This window comes from Bacillus sp. FSL L8-0152, assembly GCF_038006365.1.
Classification (GTDB): Bacteria; Bacillota; Bacilli; order Bacillales; family Bacillaceae_G; genus Bacillus_A; species Bacillus_A cereus.
The window spans coordinates 3,742,719-3,769,046 of the sequence record NZ_JBBOVB010000001.1 but is presented as its reverse complement, the minus strand read 5'-3'; the positions used below and the strand labels follow the sequence as shown (position 1 = coordinate 3,769,046).

Genomic DNA, 26,328 nt, shown 5'->3' with positions numbered 1-26,328 from the left:
TTATTGATAATACATTGAAAGTAGGTAAGATGTGTGATAGAGTTTCGAAATGTTTCCAAAATGTATCCGAATGGCACAAAGGGATTGAATAATATAAATTTAAAGATTCAAAAAGGTGAGTTTATTGTAATGGTCGGATTATCCGGAGCTGGAAAATCTACACTTCTCAGATCCGTAAATCGTCTTCATGAGATTACCGAAGGAGAAATCATTATTGAAGGTGAGTCTATTACTTCTGCGAAAGGAAAAGGATTAAGGCGTATGCGCCGGGATATCGGTATGATCTTCCAAAGTTTTAACCTTGTAAAGCGATCAACAGTATTAAAAAATGTATTAGCTGGTCGTGTTGGATATCATTCCACATTACGTACAACGTTAGGTTTGTTTCCGAAAGAAGATGTGGAGCTCGCATTTCAAGCGTTAAAAAGAGTGAATATTTTAGAAAAAGCATATGCGCGTGCTGATGAATTATCAGGAGGACAACAGCAACGTGTATCGATAGCTAGAGCATTGGCGCAAGAAGCAAAAATCATATTGGCAGATGAGCCTGTTGCATCGTTAGATCCACTTACGACAAAGCAAGTGCTAGATGATTTGAAAAAAATTAATGAAGATTTTGGAATCACGACAATTGTAAATTTACATTCTATTGATTTGGCTAGACAATATGCGACACGCATTATCGGATTACATGCAGGAGAAATGGTTTTTGACGGTTTAGTAGAAGAAGCAACGGATGAAAAATTTGCTGAAATTTATGGGGACGTTGCTCAGAAAAGCGAATTATTAGAGGTGGCAGTAAAATGAATGACGTGACGATATATTCAAATGAAATACCGAAGCCGCCGAGTAAATTGAAACATATGTTAACGTTTATTTTAGTTATTTTAATGCTGTGGAGTAGTAGTGTACAAGTAGATGCATCATTTTCAAAACTGGTAGACGGTTTTCCAAATATGGTAGATCTATTGAAAGAAATGGTGCCACCTGATTGGAGTTATTTTCAAGTTATTACAACAGCGATGTTAGATACAATACGTATGGCGATTATCGGGACGACCTTAGGAGCGATTTTAGCTATTCCACTTGCATTGTTTGCAGCAAGTAATGTGTTTACTAACACATTTTTATACAGTCTAGCTCGAATGATTTTAAATTTTATACGAACAATACCAGATTTATTATTGGCGGCTATTTTCGTAGCGATTTTTGGAATTGGGCCACTTCCAGGTATTTTGGCTCTTACTTTTTTTTCAATTGGACTTGTAGCGAAATTGTTGTATGAATCAATTGAATCAATTGACCCTGGCCCACTAGAAGCGATGACAGCTGTAGGGGCTACTAAGGTACAATGGATTGTTTATGGAGTCATTCCACAAGTAAAAGCACACTTTGTTTCCTATGTACTATATACATTTGAGGTGAATGTACGTGCAGCGGCTGTCCTAGGTTTAGTAGGAGCAGGTGGTATTGGACTATATTATGATCGTACACTTGGATTTTTACAATATCAACAAACTGCTTCTATAATTATCTATACCCTTATTGTTGTTTTGTTAATTGACTACATTAGTACATTGTTGCGGGAGAAACTATAATGAATAGAACGACGATGATTGTGCCAAAACCGAAGAAACCGAGTATATATCGCTGGATTATTTTAATAGCACTTACAGTTGTATATGTATGGGCCTTTTCAGGAGTACCATTAGAAGGGATAAAGGACACAGCAGGTGAAATCACGAAAGCAATTATGACAGGGATATTAAATCCAGACTGGTCGTATGTATCTTTGCCAGATGGTGAAGATTTATTACATGGATTAATTGATACGTTGGCAATTGCGATATTAGGTACATTTATTTCTGCATTTTTATCTGTTCCGTTTGCCTTTTGGGCGGCAACGAATATGAGTAGTGGAAAATTAACTTCAGGATCTGGGAAATTTGTACTTAGTTTTGTTCGTACGTTTCCTGAATTAGTTATGGCTCTTTTATTTATAAAAGCTGTTGGTCCAGGCTCTTTTGCAGGAGTATTAGCTTTAGGATTACATTCTATTGGAATGTTAGGGAAACTATATTCAGAAGGAATTGAAAACATAGATAAAGGACCGACGGAAGCGTTGCTAGCAACAGGAGCAAACCGTTTTCAAATACTTTGGTATGCAGTGTTACCACAAGTGTTACCAGATTTTCTATCGTATACGTTATACAGATTTGAAATTAATGTACGATCCGCTGCGATTTTAGGGGTTATTGGAGCGGGAGGGATTGGTACACCTTTAATTTTTGCGCTGAGTTCACGGAATTGGTCTCGTGTTGGTATTATTTTATTAGGTATTATTTTAATGGTAATTATAATTGATTTGATTTCAAGTTCGATTCGGAAACGGATTGTTTAACTTATTTGAAAAGCATCGAAGTTAGATGCTTTTTTATGTTTTTGAAAACGTATTTAAAAAAGTAAGAATAGAAGGAAATTGTATAAATATACAGATAATTCTCTTTCTTTTTAAAATAAAAATAATGAAAAAGTATGTCATATTGAATGCCCATACATTCCCGGAAACATTGATTTTTTTATAAAAAATCAAAAAAATATCAACATATTTGTCGATACATGTTGTATAATCTTGCGTGGGAAGCTATCATATAAATGTATAAAACGTTTACTAATATAAGCGAAGGGAAGAATAGCATGTCACATTCAATCGAACAACTTTCTATCAACACGATTCGCACATTATCCATCGATGCGATTGAAAAAGCAAACTCTGGTCACCCAGGAATGCCAATGGGTGCAGCACCAATGGCTTATACATTATGGACTCAATTTATGAAACACAATCCAAATAACCCAACGTGGTTTAACCGTGATCGTTTCGTATTATCTGCAGGTCATGGTTCAATGTTATTATACAGCCTACTTCACCTATCTGGTTATGATGTAACAATGGATGACTTAAAGAACTTCCGTCAATGGGGAAGCAAAACTCCAGGACATCCTGAGTACGGTCATACAGCTGGTGTAGATGCAACGACTGGTCCACTTGGACAAGGTATTGCAACTGCTGTAGGTATGGCAATGGCTGAAAGACATTTAGCTGCTAAATATAACCGTGATGCGTATAATGTAGTAGATCATTATACATACGCTATTTGTGGTGATGGAGATTTAATGGAAGGCGTTTCTGCTGAAGCATCTTCATTAGCTGCTCATTTACAATTAGGTCGCCTTGTTGTGCTTTATGATTCAAACGATATTTCATTAGATGGCGATTTAAATCGTTCATTCTCTGAAAGTGTAGAAGATCGTTACAAAGCATACGGATGGCAAGTAATCCGTGTTGAGGATGGAAACGATATTGAAGCAATCGCGAAAGCAATTGAAGAAGCGAAAGCTGACGAAAAACGCCCAACGCTAATTGAAGTAAGAACGACAATTGGTTTCGGTTCTCCAAACAAATCAGGAAAATCAGCTTCACATGGTTCTCCACTTGGTGTAGAAGAAACAAAATTAACGAAAGAAGCATATGCTTGGACTGCTGAGCAAGATTTCCACGTAGCAGAAGAGGTATACGACAACTTCCGTAAAACAGTACAAGATGTTGGTGAAACTACGCAAGCTGAGTGGAACACTATGCTAGGTGAATATGCACAAGCATACCCAGAATTAGCAAACGAATTCCAAGCAGCAATGAACGGTCAACTTCCAGAAGGTTGGGAGCAAAACTTACCAACTTATGAATTAGAATCAAAAGCAGCAACTCGTAATTCTTCTGGTGCTGTAATTAATGCAATTGCAGAGTCTGTACCATCATTCTTCGGTGGATCTGCTGACCTTGCTGGTTCTAACAAAACATACATGAATAACGAAAAAGACTTTACAAGAGATGATTACAGCGGTAAAAACATTTGGTACGGTGTACGTGAGTTCGCAATGGGTGCAGCAATGAACGGTATTGCATTACATGGCGGTTTAAAAACTTACGGTGGTACGTTCTTCGTATTCTCTGATTACTTACGTCCAGCAATTCGCCTTGCAGCATTAATGCAATTGCCAGTAACGTATGTATTCACACATGACAGTATCGCTGTTGGTGAAGATGGTCCAACACATGAACCAGTCGAGCAATTAGCAGCGCTTCGCGCAATGCCGAACGTTTCTGTTATCCGTCCAGCTGATGGTAACGAATCTGTTGCAGCTTGGAGACTGGCTTTAGAATCTACAAACAAACCAACTGCTTTAGTATTAACTCGTCAAGACCTTCCAACATTAGAAGGTGCAAAAGATGATACGTATGAAAAAGTAGCAAAAGGTGCATATGTAGTTTCTGCAAGCAAGAAAGAAACGGCTGATGTTATCTTACTTGCAACTGGATCTGAAGTAAGCCTAGCTGTTGAAGCTCAAAAAGCATTAGCAGCAGACGGTGTTGACGCAGCTGTTGTCAGCATGCCATCTATGGATCGTTTTGAAGCTCAAACTGCAGAGTACAAAGAATCTGTATTACCAAAAGCAGTAACAAAACGTTTCGCAATCGAAATGGGTGCTACATTCGGATGGCACCGTTACGTAGGTCTTGAAGGAGATGTGTTAGGTATCGATACATTCGGTGCTTCTGCTCCTGGTGAGAAGATTATGGAAGAGTATGGATTTACTGTAGAGAACGTTGTTCGTAAAGTAAAAGAAATGCTTTAATGATTTCAGAAAAATCTCTCCGGCATGGAGAGATTTTTCTATGTAAATGAGTTTTTTCGACAGAAAAAGTTTTTTATCTCTCCGCAGTCAGACAATCATTGCAAATTTTCTTATATATAATGAAGAGAAAAGGTTGTCCAGATTGGGAGGGGAAAAATGAAAACGTATGAATTGTATTTAATTCAAGAGGATATTGCGAAATCTTATTTTGGTCGTGAATATTTGTTTTTTGATTTATTTGCTCGATTTTCAGAATCTGGGTCCCTTTCGGAGAAAAAAGTGTTATATAAACAAATGATGTATATAACAAAACCATTGCAAGTAATGAAAATTCATCATAAATTAGAACAAGCTTTGCGCGTTCTTGGTAAATATGATAGAACACATCATACACATACACTTTATACGGGAGCGGAGTACGGTGAAATAATGGTGAAACCGCACTATATTCGTATGAATACCTCTGGAAATGTCTCTATGGAAACGACTTTCTTTGAGGTGTTAAGAAAGTGTGAATTAACATTTTTAGCTATGGATTATGAAAATACAAAGTACGGATGGCTGAATCCTCTAAAACAAGTACGAACATATGTGTAAAAATGTCGAATTGTATCTTGTCTTATTGAAAAGGTTTTAGTACACTGTAAGGTAGACAACATGAAGGAGGAAAATATATGCCAATTTGGTTAGGTATTCTAGTGGGCGTAGTAGCACTAGTAGCAGGCGTGGCGTTAGGATTTTTCATTGCCCGCAAATACATGATGAATTACTTACAAAAAAATCCACCAATTAACGAACAAATGTTAAAAATGATGATGATGCAAATGGGACAAAAACCTTCCCAAAAGAAAATCAATCAAATGATGAGCGCAATGAACAAGCAACAAATGAAATAAGCGCTAAAAGACACTCGCTAAGAGTGTCTTTCTTTTTGTTAGTTACAGTTTTTAAAACTTTTAAAAATTCTGTATTTTTGATAAACTGAAAACATCGCTCATTTTAAGGGAGGAGGAAAAAAATGAAAGTGTTTATGAAGTTAGCGTGGTTTTTTAAACAAGAAAAACGAGCATACATAACCGGAATTATTTTATTATTTGGCGTTGCACTTTTAGAACTTGTAGCACCAAAAGTAATTGGAATCGTTGTAGATGAAATTAATGATGGAACATTGACGACCAATAAGTTACTAAATTGGGTTGTACTATTAGTAATTGTAGGTATTACGATGTACATATTACGTTACATATGGCGTATTATGATTTTCGGGTCTTCGTTAAAATTAGCTCGCCAATTACGAAAAAATTTATATGAACATTTTACAAAGATGAGTCCATCTTTCTATCAGTCAAATCGAACAGGTGATTTAATGGCACATGCGACCAATGATATTCAAGCGATCCAGCAAACTGCTGGAGCGGGTGTTTTAACGCTTGTTGATTCATTGGCTGTTGGGGGATGTGTACTCGTAGCGATGGGTTTTACAATTAGTTGGAAGTTAACATTGTTAAGTTTAATTCCGATGCCGATTGTAGCCATTTCGACAAATTATTATGGAACATTATTACATAAAAGGTTTCATAAAGCACAGCAATCGTTTTCGGAAATTAATGATAAAGTGCAAGAGAGTATGAGTGGAATGAAAGTGATTCGATCGCTTGGACAAGAGAAAGAAGATTTGCAGGCGTTTCGAAAAAAATCAGAAGATGTTGTGCATAAAAATGTGTTAGTTGCACGTATTGATTCGTTATTTGATCCGACAATCGCTCTTATCGTTGGATTTTCTTTTTTAATTGCAGTATGTTACGGATCGGTATTAGTTGTAAGAGGTGAATTAACAGTAGGTGATCTCGTTACATTTACGACATATTTAGGTACCCTCGTTTGGCCAATGTTAGCGTTTGGATGGTTGTTCAATATTATGGAGCGTGGGCGTGCTTCATATGACCGTGTAGAAAAAATTCTTTCACAAAAATCAGATGTAGTAAATAGAGAAAATGCTGTACATACGATAGCGAGCGGTAATGTTTCGTTTGCCGTTGATTCATTTTCGTATAAGAAAAATGAACTGTTACATTTAAACGATATTCACTTTGATTTGAAGAAGGGCGAAACGCTAGGAGTTGTAGGACGTACAGGTGCAGGGAAAACGACTTTATTAAAATGTTTAATCCGTGAGTATGATCATTTTAATGGTGAATTAAAAGTTGGGGAGCGAGATATTCGAGATTTAACACTTCATGGTGTCCGTTCTGCTATTTCATATGTGCCACAAGATCATTTTTTATTTTCAGCAAGTATTGGTGAGAATATCGCCTTTGGAAAGGCGGATGCTACATATAATGAAATTACCGAAGCTGCAGATATTGCTTGTATTCATAATGATATCCTCCAATTTTCAGAAGGATATGAAACAGTAGTAGGGGAAAGAGGCGTTTCGTTATCTGGTGGTCAAAAACAGCGAATCTCTATTGCTCGTGCTTTATTAACAAATGCTGAAATTTTAATTTTGGATGATTGTTTATCAGCGGTAGATGCAAAAACAGAAGAGACAATTTTAAGTGCTTTAAAGAGGGAAAGAGCAGGGAAAACGACGATTATTACTGCACACCGATTAAGTGCAATTCAGCATGCCAATCTGATTCTTGTTGTTGATGAAGGTAGAATTGTACAAAGAGGTACACATGAGGAATTAATGAAGGAAAACGGCTGGTATAAAGAAATGTATGAAAGTCAGCAATTAGAAGCTTTAGTTGAGAAAGGAGGCGTATGATGGTAGAGAAGAAGCGAAGTGATTTAAGTAGATTGCTTTCTTATATGAAGCCATATAAAGGGTTGCTATCTTTAGCATTTATCTTTTTAGTTGGTGCGACAGTAACGGAAATGATGGGGCCTTTTTTAATTAAACAATTCCTCGATGAACACCTAGTACCGCGGGATTTTGAACGATCAGCACTCGTTACTTTATTTGTAATTTACATAGTTGCTCATTTATTAAAAGTATTATTTACGTATTTAAATCTATTGTACTTTCAGAACATTGCTTTTAAGATTGTTCAAGATATGCGAGTTGAAGTATATGAACATGTTCAAAAGCTATCATTAAGTTTCTTTGATCGTACGCCAATTGGTACGCTCGTATCTCGTATAACGAATGATACGGAAGCGATTAAAGATTTTTATGTCAGTGTATTATCAACATTTGTGAAAAATGTAGTCTTTTTAGTAGGCATTTTAATAGCGATGTTTTTATTAGATGTAAAATTAGCGTTATTTTCTCTCGTATTAATTCCGATAATGTTCGCGATTATGGTATTATATCGCCGGAAAAGTGCAGCTTTTTATTTAGAAGTACGTAATCAACTAAGCGTGTTAAATGCAAAATTGAACGAGTCCATACAAGGAATGAATATTGTTCAAGTGTTCAGACAAGAAAAACGTATGAGAAAAGAGTTTGAAGAAGTGAATAATAAACATTATAGTGCAGGGCGACGTACATTGAAGTTAGACGCATTACTTTTACGACCAGCTACGGATTTAGTACATATTGTAGCTATTGCTTTAGTACTAGGTTTATTTGGGATTGATGCTTTAAAGAGCCCTGTTGAAGTAGGAGTTTTATATGCTTTTGTTAACTATATACATCGTTTCTTCCAACCTGTAAATGAGATGATGATGAAATTGTCCTTTTTCCAACAGGCACTTGTTTCGTCATCACGTGTATTTCATTTAATGGACGAGAAAGATTTAGCACCGGTTCAAAAAGGCAATGAGAATCCTCAAGTTGTGGATGGAGATATTGAATTTAAAAATGTTACTTTTTCGTATGATGGAAAGCGTGACGTTTTAAAAAATGTATCATTTCACGTGAAACAAGGGCAAACGGTTGCTTTTGTTGGGCATACTGGTAGCGGAAAAAGTACGATTATGAATTTGTTAATGCGATTTTATAATCTTAAGTCAGGAAATATTGTAATAGACGGTGTAGATTTAGAAAAATTTGAAGAACGAGAAATTAGAAAGAAAATAGGACTCGTATTGCAAGATGCATTTTTATTTGCTGGAAATGTAAAGCAAAATATTCGTATGTATAATGAAGAAATTACGGATGAAGAAGTAAAAGAAGCTGCTCGATTTGTGCAAGCGAATACGTTTATTGAAAAGTTACCAGAGCAGTATGAAACAGAAGTAGTAGAAAGAGGTGCAGCATTTTCAAGCGGTCAACGACAATTAATTGCTTTTGCTAGAACGATAGCAACGAATCCGAAAGTATTAGTATTAGATGAAGCAACAGCTAATATCGATACAGAAACAGAAGAGGCTATTCAAACAGCGTTGCAACAAATGCGAAAAGGTAGAACGACGATAGCCATTGCGCATAGGTTATCTACAATTCAAGATGCAGATCAAATTTTTGTGATGCATGATGGAGAGATAGTAGAAAGAGGAACACATCAAGAATTACTAAGTGAGCAAGGTTTGTATTATAATATGTACTTGTTACAAAATAAAGGGAGTTTGCAAAAGGCCTTGTAAATACAAGGTCTTTTTTATTTTGTATACAAAATATATTTACTCTTTGTTTCTATAGCATAAATGTCGTGTCCTCTTATGAAATTTGTACATATTGTATGTATACGAAGTAAAAAAATTGATAGGAGATTTTATATGCAAAACAGATCGAGTTCAAATGTTACGTTTATTGATGTGTCTCATTGGGAAGGGAATATTGATTGGAATGCAGTGAAGGCATCTGGAATTCCAGCAGCGTATGCAAAAGCGACAGAAGGTGTAAATTACATTGATCCTACTTTTACTAAAAATGTACAAGCAGCCCGAAGTGCGAATGTATTAATTGGTGCATACCATTTTGCACGTCCAGAACAAAATGATGCAATTTCAGAGGCGAAATATTTTGTGAGTATATTACAAAGTAACCAGACAGACTTAATGCCAGTTCTGGATTTAGAATCACCAAAAGATCCGAGTAATAGTAATTTAACTGGTAGCGCTATATCGAATTGGGCAAGAAGCTTCATAAATTATGTGAAACAGGCTACTGGAAAAGATGTAATGTTATATACAGGAGTTTGGTATATTAATGAGTTCGGAATTAGCGGATTAAGTGATATTCCACTTTGGATTGCTAAATACTCGAGTACACCGCCTGCTGATGCTGGTGGATGGACAGCGTGGACAGCGTGGCAGTACACAGATTCTGGACAAATTTCAGGCGTAGGAAATTGTGATGTATCAGCTGCAGTTTCATTAGAAGCTTTAAAAGGGAATGGAGCAAGTGGTGGAGGGAATGTTTCTCCGCCTAATAATGCAACTCCAGTGTACGGGGTTGCTATAATTAATGGAGATAATGTGAATTTGAGAAGTGGACCATCTTTGCAGTCTAGTGTAATTCGCCAATTGAATCGTGGCGAAACATATGAAGTTTGGGGAGAACAAGATGGATGGCTTTGTTTAGGGACAAATCAGTGGGTATATAATGATCCGAGTTATATTCAGTATAAACATTATGTGGCGACTATTACTGGTGATAATGTAAATTTACGTGACGCTCCATCATTAAAAGGAAATGTTATAAGACAGTTACATCATGGTGAATCGTATCGAGTATGGAGTAAGCAAGATGGATGGCTTTGCTTAGGGACAAATCAATGGATATACTACGATCCAAGTTATATTCAGTATGGTGTACAATAGAGTGAAAATAAAAGGTGCCCCGTCAGAGGTGCCTTTTATTAAAAATATACAACTTTTACAAAGTCTATATCGAAACCATAGTATACTATAGTAGATATATTTTAAAAAAATAATAGAAAATGAAATAAAGGGGTAAAAATATGAATTATGTGCTAATAGGTGCGGTTTTAATATTATTAGCTGTAGTATTTGTGCTGTTTTATAAAAATAAACAGTTAGAATCAGAGAGTCAGCAAGTAGAATTTGAAAAGAAACAAGCAATTGAAACGTATGAAAACGAAATTGCAGCTACGGTGATAGAGCATAAAGAACAACAAAATAATTTAAAAAATATGGAACAGAAAAAATACAATGATTTACAAGTAAGTGCAAATAGAGAAATTGAAAATATGCGTATGATGAAAAATCAATTAGCTATGCAACATAGTAAAGAACGTAGTGAAATACAAAATAAACATAATAACGAAATACATATGTTTCAAAAATTAATTGCAAATTTACGAGAATATACTAAAAACGGCGCTGAAATGAATACGTACGAAACATTACATTATATGAAGCGAGGATTCATAGAGCAAGGCATCATATTAGATGCTGAAATTGAAATCATGCCGAATGTTTTTATTAAAAATAATAGTGAAATAAACGATAATCGAATCCATCATCTCATCTTGTGCAAAACTGGTATTTATCTACTTGAGACGAAAGAATGGGAAGAGAAATTAATTCATGGTTTAACGAAAGAAAATGCTGGTATATATTCATTTATGATTGATGAAATGGGTAAGTATCAACAAGAAGTTGAAAAAGAAGAGACATTTGAATATATAGTAGGTAAAGATTCGTCAACTATACAAGTGAAAAATGAAGGAAATCCAGTATATAAGGCGAAGAAACTATCTCAAATTTTATACAATTGTTTGAAAGAAATGCAAGCTAATAGTATAAAAGAAAAGGTAAAACCAGTTGTATATTTTTATAATGAAAATGGAAAAGAAATAATAGATCTTTCTAGTGAGGAAACACCTAGATTAAAAGATCGGGAGCAAATTGTAACGTTCTTCAGAAATGAAATCTTAGCAGGGAAAGTAGTATATACAGTGCAAGAATTAGAACAGATTCGAGAAATGATTAGCCGGATGAATTATATAGTGAGTTAAAAGGGGAGATCTTTCTGAACGCTATGCTACGTGGCATTTTGTATGTATATTTTTGTTTGTATATAGTAATGTACATTGTATTTATATTCGTCATTGATATGGTCCATATACCCTTAAGTGTAAGGAGCATTTTTGTAGTATTCATACCATTTGTTTTATTAGTCATGATTCAAAGGGCTATTTTATATGTTTCTAAAAATCGTAATGAAGAAAAGAAGCAAATGCTGGGGGTTTTAATAGTAGCACTCATACCATTAATAGTGTGCACTGTACAACTAAGTGTAAATGAATATACATCAAAGTTTAATCAAAATAGATGGTTAAATCATGCAGATAAGCGGGTACATATGGTAGATGATCTATTACAAAAATATAAATTAATAGGGAAATCAAATGAAGAAATTATCCAATTGTTAGGAGCTCCAACGGAAACGAGAAGTGGGGAAGAAGGAGTTACCACTTTGTATTATCTTGGGACTGAACGTGGCTTTATTCCAATAGATAGCGAACAGCTTGTTTTCCAATTTGATAGAGATGGAAAAGTCATGGAATATACGGTGCATAAAGATTAAAGAAACGTAGAGGGAAGCTATATGTTATAGCTTCTTTTTTATTTTTCAATATGTCACGGAAGGGGGATAAGGTTTTTGAGTGGAATAAGGAATGAAAGCGGAGGTGATGCATATATATAGATGCATTGGGTGATTATTAGTCCGATTGGTGAGGGGTAATAATTAATAAGTACGAACAAAAACCCCACTCATTAAAGTTTCACTTTATCATATTGTATAAATGAAAAGGAGGTAAGACGGTGAAAGCAATCCCGACTGATGTCCTGAGTAAAGAATTGATGGAAAGAGAAGGAGTTATCTCTATTACAGTAAAGGAATTTGAAAAGATAGAAGTAGCTGGAGTGGTGGTCGCTGGTCCAGCAGTTATTTTGATTAATCAAGATTAAGTACATATCATTGAAATAAAAAGCATCCATCTAGGATGCTTTTTATTTGTATGTAAGCATAAATATGATGGATAATTGTGTTACTGGAGGGAAAGTCTGTGGCAATAATTATAACAATGTTAGTAATGGGTATTTTATTAGGATTTGTTGGAGCTGGAGGAGCTGGGTTTATTATCGCGATACTCACTTTAGTATTCCAAATTCCTATTCATGTTGCTCTTGCAACATCTTTAACTGCAATGGCATTTACGACATTATCAGGTGTTGTAAGTCATTACCGTGAAGGCAATGTTGCACTTATTATAGGCGGGATTGTTGGGGGATTTGGCGCAATTGGCTCTTATATTGGTTCTAAATTTGGTTCACTTATACCAGCACATCTTCTTCATTGGTTTACAGCTGGGATGTTATTTTTATCGGCAATTTTTATGTTTATTAAATTAATTATGTTCCAAAACAAAGAGAAGTCGTCTTTATATAAACATAAAGAGTTTTCCGTGAACTACTTGTTGAAATGTGTATGCCTTGGATTAGTTACTGGAATGATGGCTGGTTCATTTGGGATTGGTTCTGCACCGTTTATTCAACTTGGATTAATGGTTCTATTGGGACTTACGATTCAGCAATCTGTAGGGACAACAATGCTTGTTATATTACCGATTGCAATTGGAGGCGGGATAGGATATAGTTCGGAAGGATATTTAGATTATATATTGTTATTGCAAGTATTGATTGGGACCATGTTAGGGGCATACATTGGCGCGAAGTTTACAAATTATGCACCGCGAACGCTTTTGAGGTTTTCGATGATTATGACACCGGTTTTAGCTGGGTGTATGCTATTGATGGAATAAAGTGAAATTATAATCAGTAGGGGGTTACTGCTTACAAATAGCGGGATAAAATTAATATAGCAAACTATTAATATATTTTACGAATGAATTATATAGGTAATTCATATTTCCCATATAAAAGGATTTGTTTTAATATTATGAGTGTAAAGTTCGAGTATTCGAAGTACTACTTGAATTATATCCCTATCCCTTTTCTAAAAATGCGAACAAGTTTTGCCCTATTCTATTCAATAGTTAATTGCATAGAAATATATTGTTCGATGACCATTATGGAACGTACATAATGGGAAAATCCCGATCCTTAAAGAGGATGCCCCTAATCTTCATGTGAAAATATGATCGGATATGAAAGCTGCCCAATTTATGGTCAGCTTTCTTTTTGTTCGAAAATTATTTCTTCTTTAATTTCTGTTTGCAATAATACAGTTTTTCCGAAGCGACGTTTGCATTCCGCGCGCACTTTTTCAAGGGCTAGTAGCTGAGTAGTGGCGGGAACTGTGACAATAGCTTGGCGAGGTTTTCGATTTTCTTCACAAAAGACACATTCCACAACATAATTAGAAATCATATTTTCATCCTTCCATTTTTAATTTCTAAGAAGGGATTGTCTATGAAGTTGATGTAACTTTTCGTCATTGTTTTATTATTTTCCTCTTTTTTTCAAGGGGAAAATAATAAAGAAGGCGAATTTTAGTAGGGGAGGGATGTTTATGGAGAGATGGATAGGTAGTGCAGCGGTATGTGTAAATGAAAAAAATGAAGTTTTAATGGTACTGCAGGGAAAAGAGGGAGAAGAAAAAAGGTGGTCTGTCCCAAGTGGAGGACTTGAAAAGGGAGAGACACTAGAAGAATGTTGTATCAGGGAAGTTTGGGAAGAAACAGGTTACAATGTGGAAGTTGTAAATAAAATATATGAAAAAGAGGGTATTACATACGGTGTTCCAGTGTATGTCCATTATTATTTTGTTAAACAAATAGGCGGTAATATGAAAATCCAAGATCCTGATGAGTTAATACATGAAATTGCTTGGAAAGGGATACATGAAGTTGAACAATTGTGTTTAGCTTTTCCAGAGGATTATGAATTGCTGTACCAATATATAAATAAAGAAGCAAGTATGTAAATACTTGCTTCTTTAATGTATCCAAGACAAGAAAAGCGGAACGATAACTAAACTAGCGCCTGCTGTTAAAAGCATGGATAAACTTGCAATTGTTCCTTCCACAGGACCGATTTCGAATGCTTTTGATGTACCGGTTCCATTTGCGCTCGTTCCTAACATAATACCTTTTGCGATTGCTGTTTTAATACGGCAAATACGTATGAGAGAAGGACCGAGCAATGCTCCTGTTAAGGCAGTTAAAACGACAAATACAGCAGTTAATTGTGACATACCACCAATCATTTCTGAAATAGCCATTGCGATTGGTGTTGTTACGATATGTGGCGCTAAACTATGTTCTAGTGATGAATCAATTTGAAAATAATTTGCTAGTAGTGCTGAAGTAATGACTGATAAAAACGAACCGACAATGACATTAAGTAAGATAGCCATTCCATGTTTCTTTAATAAATCAAAGTATTTATAGATTGGCCATGCAAAAGCAACTGTTGCGGGTTTTAATAATTCAGTTAACCAGTGACCACCAGATTCATATGTTTCATAAGGTGTATCTAATCCGAGCAATAAAGAAATTAAAATAATGGGACAGACGAGAAGAGGAGAAAGTAGACTCCAATTCCATCGTTGATACATTTTTTTTGATAGCCAATATGTGAATAGTGTTAATAGTAAACAAAGAAATCCGATCATTGCGTTGATCCTTTCCGCTTTAGTAGCAATTCTGTTAAAAGTCCTGTAACTAAGGTAACGCAAAGAGTGCTAATCATAATAATTAAAATGAGATCGATTCCATATTGTGTTAGTGTATCTCTGTAACGTATGACAGCGACTGCAGAAGGGATGAAAAATAAAATAAGTTCTTTTAATAAAAAATCTGCTCCGTCCTGTATCCATTCTTTTTTAACTAGGTTAAATTTTAATGAAATTAATAATAAAAAAATACCGATTATACTTCCTGGAACTGGGAGGTGTGCCTGTTTTGCAATCCATTCACCTGTCCAAGCGAAACAAAATAGTAATAAAATTTGTCCGCTTAACTTCCACCATTTCATACAGTAACCACCTCTTTCTTTTTTTACATAAAAATTGTAAAAAAGAATTAACAATTTCTACTATACGTTCATTCAAAATATTTGTCTAATATATAAATTATATGTTATTAATATATTAGACATATTAATCGAAAGTGAAAAGGGTGTCCAAAAATGGAATTACGGCATTTGCAATATTTTGTTGTTGTGGCAGAAGAGTTACACTTTGGACGGGCGGCTGCTCGTTTACAAATGACACAACCACCACTTAGTCAACAAATACAGCAATTAGAAAAAGAAATGGGAGTTACATTATTTTCAAGAACGAAAAGAAAGGTTGAACTAACAGAAGCAGGAGAAATGTTTTTAAAAGAAGTAAAAAAGGCGTTTGAACAAATTGAAAAAGCAGTAGAAGTTGCACAAAGTGCGCAAAGGGGAGAAGTAGGATCACTTTCAATTGGTTTTGTAGGTGCGGCGATATATGATATTTTACCATCAATTGTTAGGGAATATAGAAAAAAATTTCCGAGAGTGTCTGTTGCATTACATGAATTGTCAACACCAGATCAAGTTCATGCACTTCATGATAACCGTATCGATATTGGCTTTTTACGTCCACCAATTCCAACACAATTATTAGAATTAGAGCCAATTCAAAGGTTATCTTGCACCTTATGTTTACCAAAGGCACATCCACTTGCAGAGAAAGATGAAATACATATAGAAGATTTACGAGATGAGCCGTTTGTATTTATTACGAGACCAGTATGGCCAGCTTTGTATGATACAATTTTATCTCTTTGCAGAGAAGTTGGATTTAGTCCGCGTATTGTACAAGAAGCAACAGAGTATCAAACAGTTATGGGGCTTGTAGCAGCAGGGATTGGAATTACAGTAATACCCGTGTCGGCAAATAAGTTATATAAAACAGAAGTTGTATATAAAGAGTTATATGATTCTAATTTTGTTGCAGAAATGTCAGTGGCTTACAAAAAAATGAATAGTAATCCAGAGCTGCTAGAGTTTTTAAAAATTGCAAGAGAGAAGAAAAGAATAGAAGTAGAAGATGAGCAATAGTAGTAACAGAATATGGATTTAATTCAAATTCATAAAAGTACACCTTATTAAACAATAAAGCGGAAATGCAACTTAAGTTGCATTTCCGCTTTATTGTTCTTTTTTTAGCTCGATACTAAATAGATAAACGTGTTCATTTTCTTTTAAGAGTAGATCAATACCTGTTTCTTCATCAATGGTAGGAATGCTTACAGTTTCTTTACTGGTTTGGATTACAGCAGCTAAAGTTGTTTTTTGATTGTATTTTAAATTTTTTATAGATTGGATTGTAGTAGTTGCAGAGCTATTTACGCTTGGTGGCGCTTCTTCAGGAACAAGTGTTGAACCACCTTCAATATTCAGATACCACTGCCTTTTTTCTTGTATATCTTTATCGAATTGGAAATGTGGTGGTAAAAAAGAAAGCTTTACTTTCTTTTTTGAAAAATGTGAGGTAGCTATATTAGCAATTTCTTTTGTTTTTTTACCATTGTTATAATAATCAATTGTAGCATTTATTTCATCTTTATCATTTTTAAGAGTAACGTTATAAAACATGCTATTTCCTTCTTGAAAAGGAGTCATTTGTAAAATAGAAGCTTGCTCTTTTGTTAATTTGTATGGCTCAACAATGGCAACTTCATTGTTTTTTATTTGGCTACAACTTGTGAGTAATAATAAACACAAGATTGATAGTAATTTTATACGCATGCAATCTCCTCCTTTTTACAATTATATTCTAAATGTGATTTTTTATCATTTCGTTTTCTAGGACTAAAGACTTAGAAAAAATTCCGATTGTAGTGCGATGTTTAAAATGTCATATTTTTATACACTAGTAGTATAGAATGCGTATGTAATAAGGTAGGGGAAGAATTTTATGTCTTTATGTCGGTTAGCGAGAAAAAATATTAGAACATTTGCTACCAAAAGGATGAAGCAATTTATGTGGATTGCTATGAGTACTATGATTTTGTTTTTTATGATATCGTTACAATTTAATGAAGGAGCTATTTTGAAAGTAGGGGATGCATTTGTATTTCAAATGTATTTTTACACACTGTTTATTGTACTAATTTTCATATGTATTTTTACTACATATAAAATGATGTACTCCCTTTTGCTAGTGAGGAGAGAGGAGTTTACATCTTATGTAGCAGAAAATATAAAAAGAAAAGAAGTACTATGTTTATTATGTCAGGAGCAATTATTCATTTATGGAGCAGCATTTGTTTTCGGATTAATTAATGGGATGCTATTTTTGAAATTATTCACGGTTATCTTTATGAAAATCGCAGGGATACAAGGAGTAAATAGTGCGCCAATTACAATATATGCAGTTGTAATTATTAGTATAATTATGATGACTGTCGTTTTAATAACGATGATGCAATGTTATCGATTTGTTCGAAGTTTAAAAGATGAAAATTCGTTGCGATTAAAAGAAAGGGCATGAGAAATCATGCTTTTTTCTATTTTACACATAAAAATAATCATGTTACAGTGAAAAGACCTGACAAAGAATGGGAAGGAAAGGTTGTATAGAATGACAAATGAACAATCAATTGTAAAAGTCGATCGGTTAACGAAGCGAATCGGCTCAAAGACACTTGTACAAAATATTAGTTTTGAAGTGAAAAAAGGCGAGGTTGTCGGTTTACTCGGACCAAACGGTGCTGGAAAAACGACTTTAATGAGAATGATGGTTGGTATGATCCGTATGACAGAAGGTGAAGTATGGATTGATGGTCAATCTGTGAAACAGCAATTTGAAAAAACCGCTGCGAAAATTGGGGCGGTAATTGAGACACCCGAATTTTATCCTTTTTTGAGCGGGTATGAAAATTTAACATATTTCGGACGAATGAATGGTAATGTGACCGAAGAACGTATCGATGAAGTAGTGAAATTGTTAGGAATGGGACAAGTAATTAATCGTAAAGTAAAAGCATATTCACTCGGCATGAGACAACGTTTAGGAATCGCTCAGGCGCTTATTCACGATCCGGATGTGTTGGTACTAGATGAACCGACGAATGGATTAGACCCTAGTGGAATACATGAAATGAGAATGTACATAAAAAAAATTGCACATGAACAAGGAAAAGCTGTACTTGTATCAAGTCACTTACTTTCAGAAGTTGAATTAATGTGTGACAGAGTTATCATTATTCAGCACGGGGAATATGTGGCTACGCAAAATATTCAGCATAGCCAAAGCGAAGAGATGGAGACGATCCGTATACGTGTAGATGATGCGAATAAAGCAGCGGAAATATTAGGGCATGATGTTTTAGTAAAAGATAATGAATTACTTATTAATGTAAAAGATGAAGAAATCCCAAATGTTATTCGTACATTGCTTGAGAAAAATATTCAAGTGTATCGTGTATATGAAGAAAGAAAAACGTTAGAAGAGCAATTTTTAGAATTAACAGGGGGAAAAGATATTGTTTAATTTAGTATATAACGAACTGTATAAAATATTTAAGCGGAAGCGAACGATTATTCCATTTGCGGTTATTGCAGTATTAATAATCGGATTAGGGTGGGTTACGGTAAAGTATTTTGAACCGGAAACAAAAGGATGGAAAGTAGATTATACAGAACGTACTGTAGAAATTGAGAAAAAGCTTGGCATGAAAAAAGAAGCTATTTTAGCAGAAAAATCAGGGGATGAGCTTGTAAAAGAATACCAGCTTAAGATGAAGCATTTAGATACAGATACAGCACCGGCAAGCAGTTCTCCACTTTCTTTCATGAGAGATACAGGTTTTATCGTATTTCCAATTTTGCTCCCATTTATCCTCGTGTATGCAAGTACAATTTTTGCGAATGAATATAGCTGGGGAACATATAAATTTTTAACAATCCGTCCGGCGAGTCGATTTAAAATTTTAACAGCAAAGTTTTTAGCAATCGTTATATTTGCAGCTTTATTGTTTATATTTAATATGATTTTCTCCGCTTTATGTGGACTTGTTATTTATAAATTCCAACAGCCTGCATGGAGTGAGTTTATTTTCCAAGATGGAAATATAATAAAACAAAATATTTTTGTGGAAGCAAGTAAATATTATGTTTTATCGTGGTTACCAACGGTTGTGTATGCATCGTTTGCATTTATGATTTCTGTGTTAACGAGATCTAGTGGAGGTGCAATTGGTATTTCACTATTCCTTGCTTTATCAGGCAATATTGCGTTATTAGCAGCCACTAGATATAACTGGGCGAAATATTTATTGCCAGCAAACACAGATTTATATAGTATTTCAAAGAATGGAAGTTTTATTGATGGAGTAACATTCCCGTTTGCATCATGTATGTTACTACTGTATTTGTTCGTATTTTTATGTATTTCATATACTGTGTTTTTAAAACGTGATTTAACTTAATAAGAAAAGCCGTTCAGGGTGCTGAGATGCACTTTGAACGGCTTTTTTTATGAGAATTGTTTAAGTGCTCTTTCGGCTAGTAAAGCAAAGTATTCTGCACTTATAGGCAGTGCCTCTTCATTAATTGTAAAAGCAGGATGATGCCATTCATGTGTACCGTTCGTTCCCATAAAGACGAATGAACCTGGTATTTCCTGTTGGTAAAATGAGAAATCTTCTCCAGCCATTGACGGACTAGGCGAGATGATATTAAGATTCATCTTTGTGGCAACTTGAGTAGATAAGTCTGTAAGAGCTTTATCGTTGTGAACAGCAGGAGGACCTGAATAAAAACGGAATTTCGTTTTTACACCTAATGCATCAGATACACCTTTAATAATACGCTCCATGAGTGCTGGAATCTTTTCACGTGTTTCAGCTTGGAACGTGCGAATCGTTCCTTCTAACGTAGCTTTTTCAGGAATCACGTTCCACGTATTTCCTGCATGAATATTTGTAACACTAACAACCGCATTATGAGATGAACTTATATTTCGGCTTACAATTGTTTGCAGTGCCATCACAATTTGAGAGGATGCGACAATAGGATCTACGCCAGCATCTGGTACAGCCGCGTGTGTACCAACTCCGTGAATTTCAATTTCAAATCGATCAACTCCAGCCATCAGTGGACCATCTTTAATGCCAATTGTACCTACTGGTAAATCAGGTTTATTATGCATGCCGAAAATCGCTTGCACATTACGTAAATGTCCAGCATCAATAACTTTGCAAGCGCCATTACTACTTTCTTCAGCTGGTTGGAATATGAAGCGAACCGTTCCATTTAGGGAAGATTCTCTTTCTTTTAATAAGAAAGCAGTACCTAAAATAGCAGCTGTATGAAAATCGTGTCCACAAGCATGCATTTTCCCTCGTACTTTAGATGCATAGGACAAATGTGTTTCTTCTTGAATAGGAAGGGCATCAATATCAGCACGAACTGCTACAATTGGTCCGTTTTTATTACCAGACACTTCAGCGATAATTCCTGTTTCTAAATTGGAATCAATGATAGTAATATTTTTTTCTTCTAACCAATTTTTTATTGCTTTTGTTGTTTCGAACTCTTCATATGATAGTTCTGGATACTCATGTAAATGTCGACGGATGGAAATAAGTTTTTCTTTTAGTTGATTTGAAATAGATACCATGTAGTATGCCTTCTTTCTTCAGCAAAATATTTACCATAAGTATACAACAATAAAAGAGAGGATTCTCAAATGAAAATCCTCTCTCGTTTATCCCATAAAAGCCCGATTGGTTCAACTAATTAAAGTTTCACTTTATGCTGCGACTTTTTTATGCGTAGGATGTTTACGATAACGTCCACGCATTGCGTATGCAATTTGCGGGATTGCAATCCCAATTAATATAAGTGATACACCGAACCATTGTGAAGATAGTACAGCCTCTTTTAAAACGAATACGGACATAATTGTTGTAACTGGTAGTTCCGCTGCACCAAGAATAGTCGCTAAGCCAGAACCGATTTTTGGAATCCCGATTGTAAAGGCAATAGATGGAATGACGATACTAAATGTTCCTAATCCTAAACCGTATTTCCAAAGACCTTGAGAAATGGCACCATTAAAAATAAATGTTGGTGGGAATACAATCATGACTAAAGTTAAAGCACCAGTCATTAAGAGAACACCGCGCGGTAATGAAGGTACTTCAACAGCAACTTTTCCGCTCACGAAAATGTATGTTGCGAATGTAACAGCAGATAATAAACCTAAAATGATTCCAGTTGTATCGAAAGCACCTGCTGATTGTTCTAGTAAACCACTGGATAAAAATGTCCCTACAAGTAAGAAAATAACAGAAATAACTTTTTCTCTTGAAGGTAAAGTTTTTGTTGCGACTGCTTCAATGATAATTCCGACCCAAACGAATTGGAATAAAAGAATAATTGCAATAGAAGCTGGTACAGTTTTTAATGAAGCATAATAAAAAATTCCGGTAAAACTTGCAGATGTTCCTGCAACGAATAAAAGTAATGCTTGCTTTAAAGGAACGCGATGTCTAGAAAATAGAAGTGTAATAGCAAGCAAAATAATCCAACCGAACAAATATTGGCTGCCAATTACCTCTCCAAGTGAAAATCCTTCTGCATATGCAAGCTTAACAAAAATAGCTAAAATTCCATAACTACACGCTCCTAATAAAACTAAAAGAGAATAACGAAGCATGAAAAATTCCTCCCATCTATATGAAGTTGTTCCGTATCGAAAATATATAACTAGAGGGAAGTATACAAAATTAGAAATAAAGGGTCAAATGAAAGAAAAGTATGACATTTTATAGAATAATAATAAAAGTATGATATTTATGCATAATCTTGAAATTATTAATAGTAGAAGTATTATAAAATCAACTTTGCATTGTATAGAGACAGCATTTGAAAAAAATAATTTTTAAACAAATATGTAAATAGGCGTACTAGTAGCGTGCTAATTATTTGAGAAACTATGTTACCTTTGTTATGTTAATAACAATTAAAGGAGTTTCATAATGCATTTGAGTTTTTTCTATATAATAGAAGGAAATGAAAACGTTTTATTAGAAACTGTGAGAAAATATGTTTTTTCTTATTGCCACGTTGTAAAAGTGATTTCACGAATTGTTCATAGTATTTTTATGTGTTTTTGTTACAATATTTAGGGAGAGGAGTGGAATGATGCAAGATATTAGTATTTTTTTAGCGTTTGGCGCCGGGTTCTTATCATTTATTTCCCCATGTTGCTTACCGCTTTATCCGGCATTTTTATCGTACATAACAGGTATGTCGGTTTCTGAATTGAAAGAAGAAAATGCAATGCTTCGCAAAAGAAGTATGATACATACAGCGTTTTTCTTACTTGGATTTTCAATTATATTTATTGCAATTGGATTTGGTACAAGTTTTATTGGAGGAATCTTTACTGACTATAAAGATTTAATCAGACAGTTAGGTGGTATCTTTATCATCGTGTTCGGTTTAATTATTGTCGGAGTGTTTAAGCCGAAATTTTTAATGCAAGACCGTAAATTTACATTTAAAAATCGTCCAAGTGGCTATTTTGGATCAGTACTAATTGGATTAGCTTTTGCAGCAGGGTGGACGCCATGTACCGGACCAATTCTAGTGTCCGTAATTGGATTAGCAGCAACAAATCCAGAATCAGCAATGATATACATGATTGCTTACATACTTGGATTTGCAATCCCGTTTTTCGTACTGTCATTCTTTATTACGAAAATGTCTTGGATTAAAAGAAATAGTATGGCCTTCATGAAAGTCGGAGGATACATTATGATTGTTATGGGTGTCTTCCTATACTTTAACTGGATGACGAAAATTATCGTATATTTCTCAAGTTTATTTGGTGGTTTTACCGGTTTTTAGTATTATTCTGCGAAAATGTTGGAAATACTAACGGAAAAGCATATAATGAAAGTATATTTTGCATATAGCCACAAAAAAGGATGAGAAAATATGAACATAGTTGTTTTATCCAGTATCGTTGCTGTTTGTATGGCTGTCGGTGCGATGTTTATTCGTTTAAAAGCAGCTAAGAAACCTGCAACATTGAAAAAAATTATACTTCCACCATTTTTTATGAGTACGGGCGCATTGATGTATGTTTTTCCTGAATTTCGATTAACTCCAGCAGAAATGTTAGAAGCAATTGGTGTCGGTTTGATTTTCTCTATTTTTCTTATTAAAACATCTAAATTTGAAATTAGAGGACAAGAGATTTATTTGAAGCGTTCAAAAGCCTTTGTTTTCATATTAATTGGATTACTTGTAGTGCGGATTGTATTTAAAACATACTTAAGTCAATCTCTTGATTTAGGACAACTTAGTGGCATGTTCTTCTTACTTGCGTTTGCGATGATTGTGTCATGGAGAATTGCAATGTATCGTTCCTTTACGAAATTACAAAAGGAAATGGAAAAAGAAGATGGTTTTTATAATGAAAAAGATATGAAGCTAACTTAAAAACTGTATATGTACCAAATAAAAAGACAGCGTTAAAGGCGCTGTCTTTTTTATCGAAAATAATATGGAGTTACTTTGCGAGTAAAGATTGATAGTTAGAATAATCAATCTTTTTTTCTTGTAGTTTTTTAATTAAAAATTTATGATCACGCTTTGGTGTGGCAATGATATATCCTTTAATAATTAAGTCTTGTGTAATTTGAGAGGCATTTTCTTGTAATGCAAGTTCCCCGATTTTTCCAGCGATCTTTGATTTTGCAACATCGCGAAATAGTTCTGGAACAGGGCTTACAAGCTCTTCTAACAATTGTTTTTGTTCGTCAGCCCATAAATGTCTCGTTTTATTTATGTAGTGTTCTTCCCAATCCAAAATGGACATGCCGTCTTCTTTTGGTAATCGTTTTAAAAATTTTCTGAACATAAAGTATCCACCGATAGACATAAGCCCTAATAAAATAACCGTCCATAATACAATGAACCAACTGAACCATCCTTCGAGCAAGCATATCCCCCCTTAATGATAGCGGTTTTCTTTTATTCATATTATATACAGTGAGATTCATAGAAAGCAAGAACGCTTGGTCATTTTGACCAAGCGTTATAGTTTAAACGAAGTATAGTTGTTCAACACATAAATTATTATTATCGTCTTCAACATACTCAATAATAAGTGTGCCAACTTTACGATCTTTATCTTCAGTTGTGAAAATAGAGTAAGAAGTAAAACGTGTTTTTGATAGGCCGCTTATATGTGTAGGTAAAGAAATGTAGTCGTTATCGCGGAAGAATTCCATCAGTTCAATATCCTCAAATTCTTTTCGGTCAACTTGTTTGTTTGTATAGCGGCGTTGAAGTTGTTTTAAAGACTCATTCCAAGAAATTGCTTTTGTGTCGTATACCATTGTTCTATCTCCTTACTGTATGTAATCATTAAGAACATACGTTCTAATCTAGTATACTCTTTTTATTCGAAAAGGGAAAGCAAAAAATAATGTAAGCTTGGATTTCCAAGCTTACATTATTGATGCGTCCGTCATAATCTCTATTTTTTATTATAAGTTAGATAGGAATAAGAAACAAGATGATATATATAATGTTGAGAGTTTTGAAAATTCTGTATATTATAGGTGTACTAAAGTGTAAGGGAATGAGAGGTATGGTATACGTAATTTCACTGCAAGGGCCGATGGCTAGCGGAAAAACAACATTGGCTAAAAGGTTAGAGAGATGTGGGCTTTCGGTTATATATGAAAATCCTTATCCAATTGTAGAAAAGCGAAAGCGATTAAATTTGGATATGAATTCAAAAGAAGGGTTTATCATAAATCAAAAAATGTTTATCGAAGCAAAAATTAAGGAGTTTCAAAATGTGAAAGGTTCAGTCGTAATTTTTGATCGCGGACCAGAAGACATTGAGTTTTTTACACTCTTTTATCCAACGATTATAGGGGAAGAGTGGGATATAGAAGCTGAATTGAAAGGTGAATTATATAAATTAAGAGAATGTCGTTCAGATGCCATTTTTTATTTAGATGTGACGAAAAAGAATGTATATGATAGAAAAAATAACGATAGGACAAGAAAACGAAGTACATTTGAGGAGCAATTTAAATTAGTAGAAACGGAAAAAGATTGGTATAAAAAATTTCCTGTAACTTATTTGGATACGAATAGATTAACAGTGGACGATCTAGAGGTATATTTTATGGACTGGTTAAAGGAGAGAGGACTATGAAAAAAATACTTTTATTTGTATACCCAACATTTGCGGAGTTTGAAATAACAGTAGCAACGGCATTGCTGAAAACGAAGTATGAAATCATAACAGCGGGCTTAACAAAAGAATTGATTATAAGTGAAACTGGGTTGCAAGTGCAGCCGCATATAGAAGTAAGTGAAGTATGTGTAGATGAGTATGAGGGGATACTTATTCCAGGTGGAGAAGAAGTACAGTTGAAAGATGCAAAATCTCTTTTTTCAGTTATTCGTCAATTTCACGAACAAGAAAAATTAGTAGCTGCTATTTGTGCTGGACCGTATGCGCTAGCAAAAGCGGGCTTATTTAAGGGGATTTCTTATACTGCGACTATAGATTATCAAAAGTTCGATTGTTTTCCAATAGAAAATTTCGTGTATAAAGAAGTTGTGCAACACTCAAATATCATTACAGCACAAGGGCATGCATTTGTACCATTCGGAATAGCAATTGCCTCTTATTTTGGAGTGGCAGACGAACATAATACAGATTTTTATGGTGGTAAAGGCAATGTAGTAATGGAGAAACTTTTACGAGAAAACGTGTAAAAGCTAGCA

At 34.6% G+C, this 26,328-nt stretch carries 31 protein-coding genes; 23 read left to right on the top strand and 8 right to left on the bottom strand.

Features of this window, described 5'->3' with window-relative positions; translation table 11 throughout:
• Positions 1 to 33 precede the first annotated feature (33 nt).
• From phnC to MHH27_RS18740, 13 genes are all read left to right on the top strand, one after another.
• The gene (gene phnC, locus MHH27_RS18800; protein ID WP_098235288.1) at positions 34 to 807 is read left to right on the top strand and encodes a phosphonate ABC transporter ATP-binding protein; all 774 of its coding nucleotides are present in this window, start codon (positions 34 to 36) and stop codon (positions 805 to 807) included.
• The gene (gene phnE, locus MHH27_RS18795) at positions 804 to 1,598 is read left to right on the top strand and encodes a phosphonate ABC transporter, permease protein PhnE (RefSeq protein WP_001000774.1); all 795 of its coding nucleotides are present in this window, start codon (positions 804 to 806) and stop codon (positions 1,596 to 1,598) included. The genes phnC and phnE (MHH27_RS18795) overlap by 4 nt, the downstream gene beginning before the upstream one ends.
• Positions 1,598 to 2,401 carry a phosphonate ABC transporter, permease protein PhnE gene (gene phnE, locus MHH27_RS18790; RefSeq protein WP_001082388.1) on the top strand — a complete coding sequence of 268 codons (804 nt, stop codon included), beginning with the start codon at positions 1,598 to 1,600 and terminating at the stop codon, positions 2,399 to 2,401. Before phnE (MHH27_RS18795) ends, phnE (MHH27_RS18790) begins: the two co-directional genes overlap by 1 nt.
• A gap of 296 nt (positions 2,402 to 2,697) precedes the next feature.
• Positions 2,698 to 4,698 (top strand): transketolase, encoded by a 2,001-nt coding sequence (tkt, locus tag MHH27_RS18785; RefSeq protein WP_098235289.1) that lies wholly within the window; start codon positions 2,698 to 2,700, stop codon positions 4,696 to 4,698.
• 156 nt (positions 4,699 to 4,854) lie between these two features.
• Positions 4,855 to 5,295 (top strand): sporulation inhibitor of replication protein SirA, encoded by a 441-nt coding sequence (gene sirA, locus MHH27_RS18780; RefSeq protein ID WP_000860652.1) that lies wholly within the window; start codon positions 4,855 to 4,857, stop codon positions 5,293 to 5,295.
• A 77-nt stretch (positions 5,296 to 5,372) separates the two neighbouring features.
• Complete coding sequence (locus MHH27_RS18775) at positions 5,373 to 5,594, top strand: YneF family protein (RefSeq protein WP_001123317.1); 222 nt, start codon at positions 5,373 to 5,375, stop codon at positions 5,592 to 5,594.
• A gap of 122 nt (positions 5,595 to 5,716) precedes the next feature.
• Positions 5,717 to 7,468 (top strand): ABC transporter ATP-binding protein, encoded by a 1,752-nt coding sequence (locus tag MHH27_RS18770; RefSeq protein WP_340943702.1) that lies wholly within the window; start codon positions 5,717 to 5,719, stop codon positions 7,466 to 7,468.
• Positions 7,468 to 9,231 (top strand): ABC transporter ATP-binding protein, encoded by a 1,764-nt coding sequence (locus MHH27_RS18765; RefSeq protein WP_000229518.1) that lies wholly within the window; start codon positions 7,468 to 7,470, stop codon positions 9,229 to 9,231. The genes MHH27_RS18770 and MHH27_RS18765 overlap by 1 nt, the downstream gene beginning before the upstream one ends.
• Positions 9,232 to 9,363: 132 nt before the next feature.
• A complete protein-coding gene (locus tag MHH27_RS18760) occupies positions 9,364 to 10,410 on the top strand; it encodes a GH25 family lysozyme (RefSeq protein ID WP_090977339.1) in 1,047 nt (348 codons plus the stop codon).
• Between the two features lie 140 nt (positions 10,411 to 10,550).
• On the top strand, positions 10,551 to 11,570 hold the full coding sequence (locus MHH27_RS18755) for an NERD domain-containing protein (protein ID WP_053563805.1): 1,020 nt from the start codon (positions 10,551 to 10,553) through the stop codon (positions 11,568 to 11,570).
• 23 nt (positions 11,571 to 11,593) lie between these two features.
• Positions 11,594 to 12,142, top strand: coding sequence for a hypothetical protein (locus MHH27_RS18750; RefSeq protein WP_065484986.1), 549 nt, complete (start codon positions 11,594 to 11,596; stop codon positions 12,140 to 12,142).
• 239 nt (positions 12,143 to 12,381) lie between these two features.
• Positions 12,382 to 12,528, top strand: coding sequence for a BC1881 family protein (locus MHH27_RS18745; protein ID WP_000644411.1), 147 nt, complete (start codon positions 12,382 to 12,384; stop codon positions 12,526 to 12,528).
• A gap of 98 nt (positions 12,529 to 12,626) precedes the next feature.
• On the top strand, positions 12,627 to 13,382 hold the full coding sequence (locus MHH27_RS18740; RefSeq protein ID WP_000974667.1) for a sulfite exporter TauE/SafE family protein: 756 nt from the start codon (positions 12,627 to 12,629) through the stop codon (positions 13,380 to 13,382).
• Between the two features lie 367 nt (positions 13,383 to 13,749).
• On the opposite strand, the gene MHH27_RS18735 is transcribed toward MHH27_RS18740, so the two are convergent.
• A complete protein-coding gene (locus MHH27_RS18735; protein ID WP_000625226.1) occupies positions 13,750 to 13,950 on the bottom strand; it encodes a DUF3903 domain-containing protein in 201 nt (66 codons plus the stop codon).
• A 142-nt stretch (positions 13,951 to 14,092) separates the two neighbouring features.
• Here MHH27_RS18735 and MHH27_RS18730 point away from each other — a divergent pair, with 142 nt between their 5' ends.
• Positions 14,093 to 14,506 carry an NUDIX hydrolase gene (locus MHH27_RS18730; RefSeq protein WP_053563807.1) on the top strand — a complete coding sequence of 138 codons (414 nt, stop codon included), beginning with the start codon at positions 14,093 to 14,095 and terminating at the stop codon, positions 14,504 to 14,506.
• A gap of 12 nt (positions 14,507 to 14,518) precedes the next feature.
• Here the strand turns inward: MHH27_RS18730 and MHH27_RS18725 are convergent, their stop codons facing one another.
• Complete coding sequence (locus tag MHH27_RS18725; protein ID WP_053563808.1) at positions 14,519 to 15,196, bottom strand: LrgB family protein; 678 nt, start codon at positions 15,194 to 15,196, stop codon at positions 14,519 to 14,521.
• Complete coding sequence (locus MHH27_RS18720) at positions 15,193 to 15,558, bottom strand: CidA/LrgA family holin-like protein (RefSeq protein ID WP_000872365.1); 366 nt, start codon at positions 15,556 to 15,558, stop codon at positions 15,193 to 15,195. The genes MHH27_RS18725 and MHH27_RS18720 overlap by 4 nt, the downstream gene beginning before the upstream one ends.
• Positions 15,559 to 15,711: 153 nt before the next feature.
• Between MHH27_RS18720 and alsR the strand changes: the two genes are divergently transcribed.
• The gene (gene alsR / locus MHH27_RS18715) at positions 15,712 to 16,614 is read left to right on the top strand and encodes an acetoin biosynthesis transcriptional regulator AlsR (RefSeq protein WP_000423235.1); all 903 of its coding nucleotides are present in this window, start codon (positions 15,712 to 15,714) and stop codon (positions 16,612 to 16,614) included.
• A gap of 90 nt (positions 16,615 to 16,704) precedes the next feature.
• On the opposite strand, the gene MHH27_RS18710 is transcribed toward alsR, so the two are convergent.
• Complete coding sequence (locus tag MHH27_RS18710; RefSeq protein WP_098235290.1) at positions 16,705 to 17,304, bottom strand: histidine kinase; 600 nt, start codon at positions 17,302 to 17,304, stop codon at positions 16,705 to 16,707.
• 169 nt (positions 17,305 to 17,473) lie between these two features.
• On the opposite strand from MHH27_RS18710, the gene MHH27_RS18705 reads away from it, so the two are divergent.
• The 3 genes from MHH27_RS18705 to MHH27_RS18695 all read left to right on the top strand — a co-directional run bounded on the left by MHH27_RS18705 (position 17,474) and on the right by MHH27_RS18695 (position 19,988).
• Complete coding sequence (locus tag MHH27_RS18705; protein WP_000050626.1) at positions 17,474 to 18,049, top strand: hypothetical protein; 576 nt, start codon at positions 17,474 to 17,476, stop codon at positions 18,047 to 18,049.
• Positions 18,050 to 18,139: 90 nt separating this feature from the next.
• On the top strand, positions 18,140 to 19,051 hold the full coding sequence (locus tag MHH27_RS18700; RefSeq protein WP_053563810.1) for an ABC transporter ATP-binding protein: 912 nt from the start codon (positions 18,140 to 18,142) through the stop codon (positions 19,049 to 19,051).
• Entirely contained in the window at positions 19,044 to 19,988 is a 945-nt protein-coding gene (locus tag MHH27_RS18695; RefSeq protein ID WP_000482759.1) for an ABC transporter permease, read from the top strand. Before MHH27_RS18700 ends, MHH27_RS18695 begins: the two co-directional genes overlap by 8 nt.
• A gap of 47 nt (positions 19,989 to 20,035) precedes the next feature.
• Here MHH27_RS18695 and MHH27_RS18690 read toward each other — a convergent pair whose 3' ends face one another.
• Both MHH27_RS18690 and MHH27_RS18685 read right to left on the bottom strand, forming a co-directional pair.
• Positions 20,036 to 21,181, bottom strand: coding sequence for a M20 peptidase aminoacylase family protein (locus tag MHH27_RS18690; protein ID WP_340943697.1), 1,146 nt, complete (start codon positions 21,179 to 21,181; stop codon positions 20,036 to 20,038).
• A 132-nt stretch (positions 21,182 to 21,313) separates the two neighbouring features.
• A complete protein-coding gene (locus MHH27_RS18685) occupies positions 21,314 to 22,222 on the bottom strand; it encodes an EamA family transporter (protein ID WP_000947044.1) in 909 nt (302 codons plus the stop codon).
• 322 nt (positions 22,223 to 22,544) lie between these two features.
• On the opposite strand from MHH27_RS18685, the gene MHH27_RS18680 reads away from it, so the two are divergent.
• From MHH27_RS18680 to MHH27_RS18670, 3 genes are all read left to right on the top strand, one after another.
• Entirely contained in the window at positions 22,545 to 22,694 is a 150-nt protein-coding gene (locus tag MHH27_RS18680) for a hypothetical protein (protein WP_002152557.1), read from the top strand.
• A 16-nt stretch (positions 22,695 to 22,710) separates the two neighbouring features.
• Positions 22,711 to 23,418 carry a cytochrome c-type biogenesis protein CcdA gene (gene ccdA / locus MHH27_RS18675; protein ID WP_001152676.1) on the top strand — a complete coding sequence of 236 codons (708 nt, stop codon included), beginning with the start codon at positions 22,711 to 22,713 and terminating at the stop codon, positions 23,416 to 23,418.
• A gap of 90 nt (positions 23,419 to 23,508) precedes the next feature.
• A complete protein-coding gene (locus tag MHH27_RS18670) occupies positions 23,509 to 24,015 on the top strand; it encodes a CcdC family protein (protein ID WP_001028640.1) in 507 nt (168 codons plus the stop codon).
• A 70-nt stretch (positions 24,016 to 24,085) separates the two neighbouring features.
• On the opposite strand, the gene MHH27_RS18665 is transcribed toward MHH27_RS18670, so the two are convergent.
• Both MHH27_RS18665 and MHH27_RS18660 read right to left on the bottom strand, forming a co-directional pair.
• Complete coding sequence (locus tag MHH27_RS18665; RefSeq protein WP_000889371.1) at positions 24,086 to 24,517, bottom strand: DUF2621 domain-containing protein; 432 nt, start codon at positions 24,515 to 24,517, stop codon at positions 24,086 to 24,088.
• A gap of 103 nt (positions 24,518 to 24,620) precedes the next feature.
• Positions 24,621 to 24,917 (bottom strand): hypothetical protein, encoded by a 297-nt coding sequence (locus MHH27_RS18660; RefSeq protein ID WP_000262400.1) that lies wholly within the window; start codon positions 24,915 to 24,917, stop codon positions 24,621 to 24,623.
• A gap of 245 nt (positions 24,918 to 25,162) precedes the next feature.
• Between MHH27_RS18660 and MHH27_RS18655 the strand changes: the two genes are divergently transcribed.
• Positions 25,163 to 25,750, top strand: a complete 588-nt coding sequence (locus tag MHH27_RS18655; RefSeq protein WP_100910068.1) for an AAA family ATPase — start codon at positions 25,163 to 25,165, stop codon at positions 25,748 to 25,750.
• Positions 25,747 to 26,319, top strand: a complete 573-nt coding sequence (locus MHH27_RS18650; protein WP_090977357.1) for a DJ-1/PfpI family protein — start codon at positions 25,747 to 25,749, stop codon at positions 26,317 to 26,319. The genes MHH27_RS18655 and MHH27_RS18650 overlap by 4 nt, the downstream gene beginning before the upstream one ends.
• Positions 26,320 to 26,328 lie beyond the last annotated feature (9 nt).